The organism is Cellulomonas sp. P4_D11, assembly GCF_056401915.1.
On sequence record NZ_JBFUIK010000016.1, the window covers coordinates 91,439 to 104,389 of the forward strand.

Here is a 12,951-nt window from a genome sequence, read left to right on the forward strand (position 1 = left end):
GGGCCGGATGCTCTCAGGCGGTGGCGGCTCGGGCCGGTGCCGGCAACGCGTCCTTGAGCTGGCGGCGGGAGGAGATGTCGAGCTTGGTGAACACCTTGCGTAGATGCCACTCCACGGTGCGGGAGCTGATGAACAGCTTTCCGCCGATCTCGGGGTTGGTGTCGCCGTCTGCAGCGAGCCGGGCGATCTGCTCCTCCTGCGCCGTCAGGTCGTCGCGCGTGTCGACCGCCCGCTTGCGCGCGATCTCACCGGTCGCCACCAGCTCGCGTCGGGCCCGTTCGGCGAAGGCTTCGACGCCCATCTCCGCCAGCATCTCGTACGCGGTGCGCAGGTGGCCGCGGGCGTCCAGGCGGCGGTTCTCGCGCCGCAGCCACTCGCCGTAGAGCAGGTGCGCCCGAGCCAGGGCCAGATGCACGCGGGTCCGCCCGAGCCGATTGATGGCCTCCAGGAAGAGTCGTTCCGCGTCATCGCCCTCGCTGAACAGAGCCTGCAGGCTCGCCTGCAGCCCGAGGCCCCAGTCCGTGCCCGTCGCCTCCGTGATCTGGCTCAGTCTGCGCAGTGCGTCCCGTCCCCGCTCGGGCTCCCGGCTGTGGTGCGCGGCTTCGACGAGCTCGGCGAGCGCCCACATGTTGCCGCCACGATCCACGGGCAGGGCGCCGGCCCGCTCGGCCGCTGCCAGGGCCTCGGGATAGCGGCCGAGTCCGTTGTACAAGATCGCGCCGGCGACGTTCGCGATCGTGTACTCGAGGCCCTGGCCCTTCGCATTGGCGTCCGCGATCGCTGACTCGATCAGGTCGAGAGCCGGCTCCTCACGGCCCTGCGTCGCAGTGAAGTTGAGCTGGGCGTAGGGCCCCAGCTGGCCGCCGAGCAGCTCGGTCAGCCGCCGGATCTCGTCGTTGAGGGCGGCCGCCTCGTGCATCTCCCCGGCGCACACGTGGACCGCGCTGAGCGTGCTCAGCGCGATCGGCAGCAAGGGCAGCACCCCGACATCGCGGACCAGTTGGACGTGGCGTTCGGCGAGGGCGAGCCAGGCGTCGTCGTCCCAGAGCTCGAGCGCCGTCATGCCCGCGTACCAGAGCCATTGCAGCCCCTCGGTCGGCGGGAGTGCGGGGCTGCCGAAGGCGGCGACCGCCGCCTGCATCGACGTGAGGGCTACCGCCATCCCCTCGGTGTACCTCAGCGCCAGGCCGTCGAGGAGCACGTCGGTCGCCGTCCGCGGCTGCGGTGCCGCAGGTGCGTTCCTCGCTGCTCGGGCCACCTCCTCGACGATCCGGCCGTCCCCGTCAGCCGCGAACCGTGCCGCCGCCATTGCCTCGAGGTAGGTGTCGCGGGACAGCCGCAGATCGAGCGGCTCGAGCTGCCGGGCTGCCTCGACGAGCATCGGCGGGGCGGCGGAGCCGAAGGTCGTCGTGAAGACGATCTGCGCGCGCAGCAAGTCCGCGTGGGCGACCTCCGCCGGAGTCAGTGGTCCGGAGGTCGCCTGGGAGAGCAGGGAGAGTGCGGAGTCGAACGCTCCTGCGAGCTTGTGTGCCTGCGCTGCGGCCAGAGCACGTCGGGCACGCGCGCCGCCGTCGACGGTGAGTGCGGAGGAGTGCTCGAGGAAGGATGCCGCGGCCGCCATCCCTCCTCGGCTCTGAGCCCGACCGGCGGACGCCTCCAGCTCGTCGGCGACGTCGTCGTCCGGTCCGGTTGCGGCGCTGGACCGGTGCCAGGCGCGCCGATCCGGGTCGACAGCGGCGTCGGTCGCCTCGGCGAGCGCACGGTGCACGGCGCGCCGGTCGTCGTCACCGGCTGCCCGGTAGATCGCCGAGCGCACCAAGGGGTGTCGGAAGCGCACCTGCGCCCCGACCTCGAAGAGACCCGCCCTGACAGCCGCGGTCGCGGTGTTGGGGTCCACGTCGAGCAGCGCGGCGGCTCGCCACATCAGCCCGGGATCCCCGACCGGATCGGCCGCAGCGAGCAGCAAGAGGCGCTGCGTGTCCAGGGGAAGCGGCTGCAGCCTGCGCAGGAAACCCTGCTCGATCCGGGTGATCAAGGGCAGGTCGCTAACGTCTGGTCCGAAGGCGAGCTGCGACGCGGACAGACCGCGCGGCAGCTCGAGGAGCGCCAGCGGGTTGCCGCGCGCCTCGGCCACGATCCGATCCCGAACCTGTCTGTCGAGCGGCCAGGTCACCACCGTCTCCAGCAGGGCGCGCGCGTCGGCGTCCATGAGCCCGCCGATGGAGAGCTTGGCCAGCCCGGACAGGTCTTGCTGCGCGCCGAACTCCCGGAGGGCGAACACCACCGCGACCGACTCGGCGAGGAGCCGTCGGGCCACGAAGGTCAGGGTCTGGGTCGACGCCCGGTCGAGCCACTGTGCGTCGTCGATGACGCAGATCAGCGGTTGCTTCTCTGCCACCTCGGCCAGCAGGGTCAGGACGGCGAGCCCGACCATGAACCGGTCGGGCACCGTTCCCTCACGCATGCCGAACGCCGTCTGCAGGGCGTCGCGCTGCGGTACCGGCAGGCGGTCGACCATGCCCAGGAAAGGGGAGCAGAGCTGGTGCAGACCCGCGAACGGCAACTCCATCTCGGACTCCACACCGGACGAGCGGGCGAGGCGACAGCCCGATGCCCGAGCACTCAGGTAGTCCAGGAGCGCCGTCTTGCCGACACCAGCCTCACCGTGCAGCACCAGGACCTGGCTGCGGCCGTCGCGAGCGCTGTCGAGCAGCTGGTCCAAGGCATCGCACTCGGTCGAGCGCCCGCGCAGACCGCCGCCCCGGCTCGTCATGAGCCGTCAGGCTCTCCGGACACGACGCAGTGCCTATGGATGGACACCTTGCCCCCGCCGTTTCTCGTCGAGGTACTCCCGCCTGGCGCAGACACCGTGAGGACTTCGGCGGAGCTCTGACGGCTGGTGCCCTTCGAGCGTCTCACCCGCCGCCCAGATCGTCTAGAGCGTGACACCTCGGGTGCGCACAATGACTGGCGGTGGCGCGCGGCGCCCCAGGGTGTGCACCCGTGCGTCTCACGGGCGCGAACCAGCAGGCCGGAGGACCACGCTGCACACGTCACCTGGACGGACGAACCGGACCGCCATCCGTCCGCGGTGACCGACGGCCGCGGACGCGGCGGGAGCACTTCGGCGACGGGACCGAGATGGACACCATCGAGTACGACCTGATCGTGCTGGGCGCCGGCGCCGTGGGCGAGAACGTCGCCGACCGCGCCGTGCAAGGAGGCCTGTCCGTCGCGCTCGTCGAGCACGAGCTCGTCGGCGGCGAATGCTCCTACTGGGCGTGCATGCCCTCGAAGGTGCTGCTGCGGCCGGCGCACGCGCTGCACGCCGCCCGGCATGTGCCGGGCGCGGCGAGCGCCGTGACCGGCGCGGTGGACGTCGCCGCCGTGCTTGCGCACCGCGACTACTACACCAGCAACTGGACGGACACCGGCGCCGAACGGTGGGTCGTGCAGGCCGGCATCGCCCTGGTACGCGGCCACGGCATCATCACCGCCCCCCGCGAGGTCACGGTCACCGGTCCGGGCGGAACCACGACGGTCCTGTCGGCCCGGCACGCCGTCGCCGTCACGACCGGCTCCGACCCGCTCGTGCCCGACATCGACGGGCTCCGCGCGGCGCGACCCTGGACCAGCCGCGACGCGACGAGCGCCCAGGCGATCCCGCAGAGCCTCGCCATCATCGGGGGCGGCGTCGTCGCGGTGGAGATGGCCACCGCCTACGCCAGCTTCGGAGCGAAGGTGCACGTCATCTCCCGCAGCGGCCTGCTGTCCTCCATGGAACCGTTTGCCGGCGAGCTCGTTGCTCGGTCACTCGAGTTGATGGGCGCGACGGTGCTCCTCGACACCGAGACGAAGCAGGTCACCCGCACGGCCCACGGGGTCGTCCTCGAGACGACCGCCGGAACTGTCGTCGCCGACGAGGTGCTCGTGGCCACCGGCCGCTCACCGCGAACCCACGGGATGGGACTGGAGACCCTCGGCCTGACGCCCGGCGAGTGGCTCGCGACGGACGACAGCCTGCGCGTGGTCGGCATTGACTGGCTCTACGCCGTCGGCGACGTCAACCGACGCGCCCTGCTGACCCACCAAGGCAAGTACCAGGCAAGGGCCGCAGGTGACGTCATCGCCGCCCGCGCCACCGGCTCAGCGGTCTCCGCCGAGCACTGGGGAACGCACGTCGCCAGCGCCGACCACGTCGCTGTCCCGCAGGTGACCTTCACCATCCCCGAGATTGCGTCCGTCGGGCTCACCGCGGAAGCCGCGGAAGCAGCCGGATACTCGACCCGGGTCGTCGACTACGAGATCGGTCAGGTAGCCGGAGCCGGCGTCCACGCCGACGGTTACACCGGCACGGCGCGCATGGTGGTCGACGAAGAGCGTCACGTCGTCCTGGGCGTCACGTTCGCCGGTCCCGACGTCGCCGAGCTGCTCCACGCCGCGACGGTCGCGATCGTGGCGGAGGTTCCCCTCGATCGACTCTGGCACGCCGTGCCCGCCTACCCGACACTCAGCGAGATCTGGCTCCGGCTGCTCGAGGGCTACGGCAGACCATCGTCGGACGGGTCCTGACGGGCCGGAGCCATCCGGACGAGCTCGATGCTCGCGACGCGGATGAACCAGGCCGTCAGAAGGTCCGCTGTGCCGTGGCGATTCTGGCGCTACCGAGGCGACGATCGGTTCACGCTCCGGCGCAACCGACACTCATCGGTGCAGATCAGGACGTGACAGGTACCCACAGCTCGATCTCGTCGTGCCGTCTGTAGAACTCGACGAGTGGTCGCGATCTGTCGACCGCGCCCGCCGCCTCCAGCTCCTCGAGCCCGGGCCCGATCGAGGCGTAGACCTCGGGAGGCATCCCGCGCAGGCGACCACGACGGAACCTTCCGCCCGGCAGTTCGCCCACCTCGAGGCCCAGGTGCGCTGGGTCGTCACCTTCGCGCACAGGCGTGCACGTCGTGTAGGTCTGCGCCACAACATCTGCAGCGGCGTACATCTTGCGGCCGCGTAACCCGACTCGATCCTCGAACCAGGGCCAGAGCCTCTGGATCTCGACGAGGTCGTCTGCGCAGGTCGCTTGCATCACCGCGACCGGCGCGCGGTCGATGAGATCAGGTGAAGTCATGAACAACGATGTCGACATGCCGCCGCTGCTGTCGCTTGGGTCAGGCGCGCGGGAGCACCGTCAGGACGCGCACGAGATGATCGTGGAACTCGGCCATGAACGCGCGCAGGAATGCGGCAGTCGAGTCGTCGTCGACCTCGCCGTCGGGGCGGAAGACGTCGGGTGAGTAGTGGATGTACGCCTCGGGCGACGTCATCTGCCGGGCGTTGCAGAAGCTGAGCACAGCGCGCAGGCTCTGTTGGCCGACCGCCGTGCCGATGGCCCCGATCGACGCGCCGATCACCGCTGCCGGCATGTGGTCGAAGGAGTTCTGGCCCCACGGTCGCGACGCCCAGTCGATGGCGTTCTTCAAGGCGCCCGGGATGGACCGGTTGTACTCGGGGGAGACGAACAGCACCGCGTCGATGCCGGCGATCTCCTCCTTGAGCGCTCGGGCCTCCGGCGGGTAGTCCGCGTCGTAGTCGGGGCTGTACAGCGGGAGGTTGCCGATGGGCAGCTCGACGAACTCGAGGTCGCCGGGCGCCAGTCGGATGAGCGCCTTGGAGAGAACGCGGTTGATGGAGGTGGACGAGAGGCTTCCGACGAAGTACCCAACCCTGTAGGTGCGAGACATGGGGTTCCGTTCCCGGCGACCGTTGGTCGTGAGTCCGGCCGTCGACATCGACGTCGCAACGAACCTGACATCTCCACGGTAGGTCGGGAGCTCACGTCCCGCGACTCGCGACCGGACCGTCACGTCGGGCCTCGCGACACCGCGAAGTGCCGGTTCCTGGTCACCAGGCAGGAGCGTCGCGAGTCCGGTCAGCCGAAGTGGGTGCGTAGCTGTTGGGCGACCGCTTCCGGGGCGTCCTCCACGAGGAAGTGGCTCGTGTCCAGCCCTTGGCCTGACACCTGTCGAGCCCAAGGCCGCCAGACGTCCAGCACGTCTCCGTACAGGCGCGGGAGAGCGCCCCGTGCGCTCCACAGTGCGAGCAGAGGGGCTTCGATCCGTCGACCTGCGCGCAGGTCCGCGTCGTCGTGGTCCCGGTCGATCGTCGCGGCGGCGCGGTAGTCCTCACAGATGGCCTCGACGATGCTCGGGTCGTCGAGGAGCGCGCGGTAGCTCGCCAGGAGCGCCGGTGGGTACCGACCGTCAGCGCCACCGATGCCAAGTCTTCTGACGTGGAGGTCGAAGAAGGCGTCGGGGTCGGCGCCGATGAGGCGCTCGGGAAGAGGGGCCGGCTGCGCGAGGAAGCCCCAGTGCCAGTACATGAGCGCGAGGAGCGCGTCCGCCCGTGCCCAGACCTCGCCGGTGGGCACGACGTCGAAGACGGCCACTCCCGTGACGTGCTCGGGATGGTCGAGGGCCATCCGGTAGGCGACGCGTCCGCCACGGTCGTGGCCGGCGACGGCGAACCGGTCGTGGCCGAGGTCGGCCATGGCTTCGACCAGGTCGACGGCCACCGCTCGCTTGGCGTGCGGGGCGTGGTCGCTCGCGATCACCGGACGAAAGGATGCGCCGTACCCCGGGAGGTCCACGGCCACGACGGTGAGGTGCTGCGCCAGCAAGGGGGCGGTCGAGTGCCACATCAGATGGGACTGCGGGTAGCCGTGCAGCAGGAGGACGGGAGGCCCGTCGCCGCCGACCCGCGCGAAGACCGGTCCACGGTCGGTCCGCAGGAGCCGTTCGCTGAAGTCGTCGAACATGAGGGTCCTTCGATGTTCGTGACGGCGGGCGGTACGGACCGCCCGCCGTCCTCTGTGAGGGCTCAGACGCGGGGGTGCGTCGTGAGCCAGTCCCCGAAGTGCGTCGGCGCGATGCGGGCACCCTGGCCCGGCGTGAGGGTCGAGTCCTCGAGCCGGGTGCCGAAGTAGCGGGCCTCCGGGTCCGTCACGACGACGCGAGTGTCGTTGTCGCGCTCGAGGGCCCGGCGGGCGAGGTTGTCGAGCCCGATGGCCTCGGGTCCCGCGATCTCGATGACCCCGTTGGCCGCCGGGGACGTCGAGATCTCGCACAGGAGCTGCGCGACGTCGTCGCCGGCGATCGGCTGGAGGGTGGCCCCCGGCAGTCGGACGGTGTCGCCGTCGGCTGCGGAATCAGCGATGCCGCGGACGAACTCGAAGAACTGCGTGGAGCGGACGATCGTGAAGGGCTGGCCGGACTCCTGGATGAGCTTCTCCTGGGCGACCTTGGCGCGCAGGTAGCCGCTGTCCGGAGCGCGCTCCGCACCCACGATCGTGAGCGCGACGTGCAGCTGGACCCCGGCGGTTCGCTCGGCGGCCAGGAGGTTGCTCGTCGAGGTCGTGAAGAAGTGCAGCACGGCCTGGTCGTCCCACGCCGGGGCGTTGCTGACGTCGACGACCACGTCCTGGCCCGCCACCGCCTCGGCGACGCCCTGCCCGGTGATGGTGTCGACGCCCGTGCTGGGTGCCGCGGGCGTGACGTCGTGGCCCTGGGCGCGCAGGAGGCCGGTGAGGTTGGAGCCGATGTGGCCCGTGCCTCCGATGATGAGGATCTTCATGTCTGCTTTCTCCGTTCTGAGGGGGAGGTGGTGATGCTGGGGTCAGTCGTCCCAGTGCTCGACGGCGTCGAGGATGGTGGCGGTCACCGCGTCGGGACGGGAGACCGAGATCGCGTGCGAGGCGTCGGCGACCTCGGTCGCGGTGCGGGCACCGGCGCGGTCGGCCATGAAGCGGTGCAGCGCGACGGGGATGTTGAGGTCCGCGTCGCTGAAGACGAACCACGACGGCAGCGTCGACCACGCCGGCTTCTCCGACGCGAGCCCTTCGACCAGAGCGGCCTGGGTCACGGGCCGCTGCGTCGCCGCCAGCACGTCGGCCACCGCCGCCGGGACGTCGGCGACGAACTGCTGCCGGAACACGTCCGGGCGGATCGCGAGCTCGTTGCCTCCGGTGGCGACCGGGTAGGCCTTGAGCGCGGCGCCGAGGGTGCTGCCGGGGAACTTGGCCGAGAGGTCGAACGCGTTCTCGCCGTGCTCGGGTGCGAACGCGTTCACGTACACGAGGCCGACGACGGAGTCGTTGTCGGTGGCCGCCTCGGTGATGACGATCCCGCCGTAGGAGTGGCCGACGAGGATGACGGGGCCGGCGATGTCGGCGACGACGTCGCGGACGTAGGCGGCGTCGCCGGCGACGCTGCGCAGCGGGTTGGCGACGGCGACGACGGGAACGGCCTGGGCCTGCAGCCGTTCCACCACGCCTTGCCAGCTGCTGGACTCGGCGAACGCGCCGTGGACCAGGACGACGGTGGGCTTCTTCGTGCTCATGAGGGTTCTCCTTCTTCTCGGATGGGTGTTCAGGCGACCGTCAGTGCCGAGCGCAGGACCTGGATCGCCTGCTCGATGGCACCGGTGCTGGCGGCGCTCGCCCGCAGGGGGTTGAGCATCATGAAGTCGTGCAGTGTCGCGTTGTAGCCGACCGAGGTGGTGCGGACACCGGCCTCCACGAGCCGGCGCCCGTAGGCCACGCCCTCGTCGCGGAGCACGTCGTTCTCGTCGACGATCAGGAACGCCTCCGGCAGGCCCGCCAGCTCCTCGAGCGTGGCGCGCAGCGGTGACGCCGTGATCTGCGAGCGCACCTCGTGGTCCGGCGCGTAGGCGTCCCAGAACCACGCCATGGCCTTCGCCGTGAGGTACGGCCCGTCGGCGAACTCGCGGTAGCTGTCCGTGTCCTGCGCCGCGTCGGTGACGGGGTAGTACATCGACTGGTGGACGAAGGTGACGTCCCCGCGCTGCTTGGCCAGGAGCGTCAGCGCCGCGGTCATGTTCCCGCCGACGGAGTCGCCCGCGACGGCGATCCGGTCCGGGTCGAGACCCTCGGACAGGCCGTGCCGGACGATCCACTGGGCCGTGGCGTACGCCTGCTCGATCGCGACCGGGTAGCGCGCCTCGGGGGAGCGGTCGTACTCGACGAACACGACGGCCGCTCCGACGCCCACAGCGAGCTCGCGGACGAGACGGTCGTGCGTGCCGGCGTTGCCCAGGACCCAGCCGCCGCCGTGGACGTACAGGATGGCGGGCAGGAACGCCGGTGCACCGATCGGCTTGACGATCCGCACACGGACGTCGCCGACCTCGGCGGGCACGTCGATCCACCGGTCGTACACGGGCAGCTTCTCCACGGCTGCCGCCTGGACGTCGTCGAGGACCTTGCGCGCTCCGTCAGGCCCGAGCTCGTACACGAACGGAGGCGTCGAGGTGGCGTCGGCGAACGCCTGCGCCAGGGGTTCGAGGATGGGTGTCATGGTGGTCGTCCTCCTGCTCGAGTGGTGATGACCCGACCTGTCAGGCGGTGGGTCTGCAGAACCGACCGAGCTGATCTCGAAGATGTGACATCTCGGGCACCGAGGTGGTGAGGGTCACGTCGCTGGTCGAGGGATGGGGAGACGAGGGACATGCCGAGTCCCGGGTCCTCGCTGTGCCGCACGAAGTGCCGGATCGGCCGTCGTCGTCGTGGTCATGTCTGGCCGCCTTCTACTGGTCGATCAGGCGTCCCATGCCCCCACGAGCACCGTCGTCCCCAGCCGCACGCCGTCGCGTCCCGCGGTCACGTGGTCGAGCACGTAGTGCGGACCTACGAACCCGCGGAGGTCCTGCGCAGGTGAGAACGCTGCAGGCTCCTGCGCAGGAATACGCAGGAGCCTGCTGTCGTGCCGGTCGCCAGGTCTCAGCCGCCGGGCTGGACGACGGGATCGCTGAAGCCGTAGAACGGCGTGCGGTCCCCGGCGTCCCAGCGTTCCCGCAGACCCGGCGAAGTGAGATCCCAGTCGGGGCGGATCTCCCGGGTCACCTCGCGCAGGTCGTGCCAGAGGTCGAGGGTCGAGGGTCGGCCCCAGAACCAGTAGCCGTTGTAGATCGAGTGGACGACGAGCCCAGGCTTGAGCACGAGGGTGTGCGGGATCATCGGGTCGTCGGCGAGATCCGTGTACTCCTGGATGTCCAGGTCGCGCTGCACCGTCCGTCCAGGATCGGAGAGGAACGGCCAGCGCGCCCCCACCGCGTCGCGGAACTCCTGGGCGCCGCGCGGCGTGTCAGGTGTGATCGTCGCGACGCGGGTGTACGCCACCGCGATCTTGGGAAAGAAGGCAGCGAGATCCAGGTGCTGCTGATGCTCCTTGGGGCAGTAGGCCCCACGGGCGAGCGTCAGGATCATCGGGTCGCGGCCCTGGATCTCGCTGAGCCGACGCAGGGTGTTCGTGTGATCGGGCAGCGCGTAGTCCGGGAACGTCGCGCCGGGGACGATGTCAGGTCGCATGGTCTCTCCAGTGGGTGAGCGCCCGGCTGTCACCGGGCGAGGACTGGACACCCACGCACGCCGAAGGCAGCAGAACTGCCCTGCAGAACGACGTCCTACACGCTGGGTGTCGTCCTCCCGACCACGGAGCACCGACGCGCGTGACACATCGCGTCCTACACATCGCGGCCGCGGCCCTCCGCTGGACGGCTCGCAAGCACGACGTTCGCCGGGGCGGTCCCGTCGTCCTGCCGCCGACGGCCAGCTCTGACGCGATCCCGTCGACACTGCGGACGACGACGCGGCATGGCTCGCTCCCGACGCTGCCGCCGATCTTCGCCGTCGCCCTCGCCACCCATGAACCCCGCTACGCCTTCCCGGCCGGACTCGCGACCGCCAGCGGCGCCGAGGTGAGCATGACCTTCCCCGAAGGACTCTCGGGCACGGGCGAGCTGATCGGTCGGTGCTGGGTTGGGGGCGCACGGATGACCCCGCGGCCGTCCCGCGCGCACCCCGGTGGACTCCGGGCCCCGCTCGAGTGGCGCACGCTTGGCGGCCCGGGCTCCCATCGGTGACCATCGATTCGGTCGACGGGCCCGGCTGTGGGTCCCACCTGATCGGCTGAGCCGTCGGGCTGGCGTCAGCTCTCGACGGCTGCCGCATCACTCGGGATCGCTCGGTCGGCGTGATCGTCGACCGACTGGTCAAGATGAGCCGGACAGGCTGGGGGCGGTGGCTCGTCGCTCGAAGCAGGCGGTACGAGCTCGCCGGCTGGCGACGGAGAGGCCGGCGACGACGTGACCTCTGCCTCGGGGGCCGTTTCGTCGGGCAACGGGGGGAGACCCGATGAGCCCTGGATCGTCTGGGCAGTGCACGCCGGACTCACATCCGCAGGTTGATTCGACGCTGGTGGTACCGGGTCCGGGAGGGAGGGTTCGAGAAGTGCTGGCGGTACGGACTGTGCTGGGGACGAGTCCTCGATCGGTTCGTCACTGAGCACGACGGGGGACTGCGCCTCGGAGACTGGGCCCCCCGCGGAGCTGGGCACCACGACGGGCACCGGGTCGGACGGCGGGATGTGCGACGAGCTGGGTACCAACGTGGCAGGGGCCGGTTCCGTGCGGTCGGGCAACACCGCGGAGGAGCGCTCGTCTCGATTCGATGCTGACGGGTGGTGGTCGGTCGTCCCGAACTCCCAGTGCCACGGTTCGTGGGGACCGGATCCGCCCCGGTCCATGTACGGCGGGTGTCGCCAGCCGTACTCGGTGGCATGCTGCTTCAGCCACGCGTACGGCCGTGAGTCGTAGGACTCGACGCCACCACTGAGGTCAACCGCCAACCCCCATCCGTGGTTCGAGGTCCCCGGTGTCGCGGCGAGGAATGGCTTGACCTTCTTCACGGCGTACTGGCCGCCGAGGCTCCGGTACGAGTCGCTGAGGGTCAGGTCTGTGCCCAGGGCCGCACGGAATGCGGTGTTCAGCCTGTCGAGCGCGTCGGCTGCGTCGCAGCGCAACCGGTGTGCCGGGGCAAAGCTCACCGGGCAGAGCGCCTCGAGCGGGATCATGCCGTTGTCGTACCCGTCCGTGGTCTGTGCCGCCACGGTCCCGTCGGCCGCCGGCTCGTCGGCCACTCGGGTCGGATCAGCCGTTGCGTGCAGAGAGGCTGCCAGCTCGCGGGCCTGGGCGGCGTGCCGCGCCGACGGCCTGACTGCTCGTGCCGCGGCGGCGAGGTGCGTCAGAAGTGCTGCGCGGTCCAGACGGTCGACGAGCTCGCGGTCCGCCGAGGCGGCCCGGTCCGCTTCGACAGACTGCACTGCGTCGTCGGCGGTCGCGACGGCAGCTGCGAGGACGGCCTGCTCGACGGAGTGCACCAACCGTCGCGCAGCGGACACGTCCCGCCGTGCGAGTGCATTCTGCAGCTCGACCAGGGTCACTCCGAGGGAGTCCTGCCCCTCGTTCCTCGGAGAGGACTCGTCGGGGGCCACCCGCGTGACGACGACGGCCGTCTTCGATCCCACAGAATCTGACGGGACCGGCGAGACCGTCCCGGCCAGTACCGCCGCCGCGGTCCTCACGGTCAATGACCGACGCAGGAGGCTGTCGAGCTCGAGGGCCTCGGCAGCCTCGTCACTCGCTGTGACCTCGGCCTCGCGGTGTCCCTCCCGTTCGCTGGCCGCGGTCAGCGTCAGCTGCTGCCGGTGCGCGGACGCGATCCACGAGGCGGTGACCAGCGCCGGCCCTCCCGCCACCACCGCGAGCGCCAGCGACGCGCCGACCATCAGGAGGGCGGTGGCCAGGCGGTGACGCGGCGAGCCAGGCATGGAGCTCCACGGACGTGATGCGCAGGGGCACTGGTGGGAAGCAGGGCTGTCAGGGGGTGTCGAAGGCGTCGGTGTCGAGGTTGTCGCTGGTCAGGCCGTGGCTGGTGCCGTCGAAGAGGGTGGTCCAGGTGCCGGCGTTGTTGGCGATGATGTCTTCGTCCTGGGTGGTGCCCAGGGTGGGCACGGTGGTGGTGGGGGTGGAGAAGGACAGCAGGTAGTGGGTGGCGTCGCGTCGGACGTAGCCGTCGACGTTGGTGGCGGCGGGTAGTCCGAT

The 12,951-nt window shown here is 70.6% G+C and carries 11 protein-coding genes and 1 pseudogene; 1 reads left to right on the forward strand and 11 read right to left on the reverse strand.

Features of this window, described 5'->3' with window-relative positions; genetic code table 11:
• Nucleotides 1-13: 13 nt before the first annotated feature.
• Nucleotides 14-2,209 carry a helix-turn-helix transcriptional regulator gene (locus tag AC1DT4_RS12110; RefSeq protein WP_477090054.1) on the reverse strand — a complete coding sequence of 732 codons (2,196 nt, stop codon included), beginning with the start codon at nucleotides 2,207-2,209 and terminating at the stop codon, nucleotides 14-16.
• Nucleotides 2,210-2,341: 132 nt separating this feature from the next.
• Nucleotides 2,342-2,773 (reverse strand): annotated as a pseudogene (locus AC1DT4_RS12115) (AAA family ATPase); the annotation flags it as partial.
• Nucleotides 2,774-3,141: 368 nt separating this feature from the next.
• Between AC1DT4_RS12115 and AC1DT4_RS12120 the strand changes: the two are divergent.
• Nucleotides 3,142-4,572, forward strand: coding sequence for a dihydrolipoyl dehydrogenase family protein (locus tag AC1DT4_RS12120; RefSeq protein WP_477090042.1), 1,431 nt, complete (start codon nucleotides 3,142-3,144; stop codon nucleotides 4,570-4,572).
• Between the two features lie 145 nt (nucleotides 4,573-4,717).
• On the opposite strand, the gene AC1DT4_RS12125 is transcribed toward AC1DT4_RS12120, so the two are convergent.
• The 9 genes from AC1DT4_RS12125 to AC1DT4_RS12165 form a co-directional block, all read right to left on the reverse strand.
• Nucleotides 4,718-5,143 (reverse strand): AraC family transcriptional regulator, encoded by a 426-nt coding sequence (locus AC1DT4_RS12125; RefSeq protein ID WP_477090043.1) that lies wholly within the window; start codon nucleotides 5,141-5,143, stop codon nucleotides 4,718-4,720.
• Between the two features lie 22 nt (nucleotides 5,144-5,165).
• On the reverse strand, nucleotides 5,166-5,738 hold the full coding sequence (locus AC1DT4_RS12130) for an NADPH-dependent FMN reductase (RefSeq protein ID WP_477090044.1): 573 nt from the start codon (nucleotides 5,736-5,738) through the stop codon (nucleotides 5,166-5,168).
• Between the two features lie 188 nt (nucleotides 5,739-5,926).
• On the reverse strand, nucleotides 5,927-6,811 hold the full coding sequence (locus tag AC1DT4_RS12135) for an alpha/beta hydrolase (RefSeq protein WP_477090045.1): 885 nt from the start codon (nucleotides 6,809-6,811) through the stop codon (nucleotides 5,927-5,929).
• A gap of 62 nt (nucleotides 6,812-6,873) precedes the next feature.
• Complete coding sequence (locus AC1DT4_RS12140; protein ID WP_477090046.1) at nucleotides 6,874-7,626, reverse strand: SDR family oxidoreductase; 753 nt, start codon at nucleotides 7,624-7,626, stop codon at nucleotides 6,874-6,876.
• A gap of 42 nt (nucleotides 7,627-7,668) precedes the next feature.
• Entirely contained in the window at nucleotides 7,669-8,391 is a 723-nt protein-coding gene (locus AC1DT4_RS12145) for an alpha/beta fold hydrolase (RefSeq protein WP_477090047.1), read from the reverse strand.
• A gap of 29 nt (nucleotides 8,392-8,420) precedes the next feature.
• The gene (locus AC1DT4_RS12150; protein WP_477090048.1) at nucleotides 8,421-9,368 is read right to left on the reverse strand and encodes an alpha/beta hydrolase; all 948 of its coding nucleotides are present in this window, start codon (nucleotides 9,366-9,368) and stop codon (nucleotides 8,421-8,423) included.
• Between the two features lie 422 nt (nucleotides 9,369-9,790).
• Nucleotides 9,791-10,378 (reverse strand): redoxin domain-containing protein, encoded by a 588-nt coding sequence (locus AC1DT4_RS12155; protein ID WP_477090049.1) that lies wholly within the window; start codon nucleotides 10,376-10,378, stop codon nucleotides 9,791-9,793.
• 619 nt (nucleotides 10,379-10,997) lie between these two features.
• On the reverse strand, nucleotides 10,998-12,635 hold the full coding sequence (locus tag AC1DT4_RS12160; RefSeq protein WP_477090050.1) for a M15 family metallopeptidase: 1,638 nt from the start codon (nucleotides 12,633-12,635) through the stop codon (nucleotides 10,998-11,000).
• Nucleotides 12,636-12,726: 91 nt separating this feature from the next.
• The coding region (locus AC1DT4_RS12165; protein WP_477090051.1) for a hypothetical protein at nucleotides 12,727-12,951 on the reverse strand (225 nt) is incomplete at its 5' end.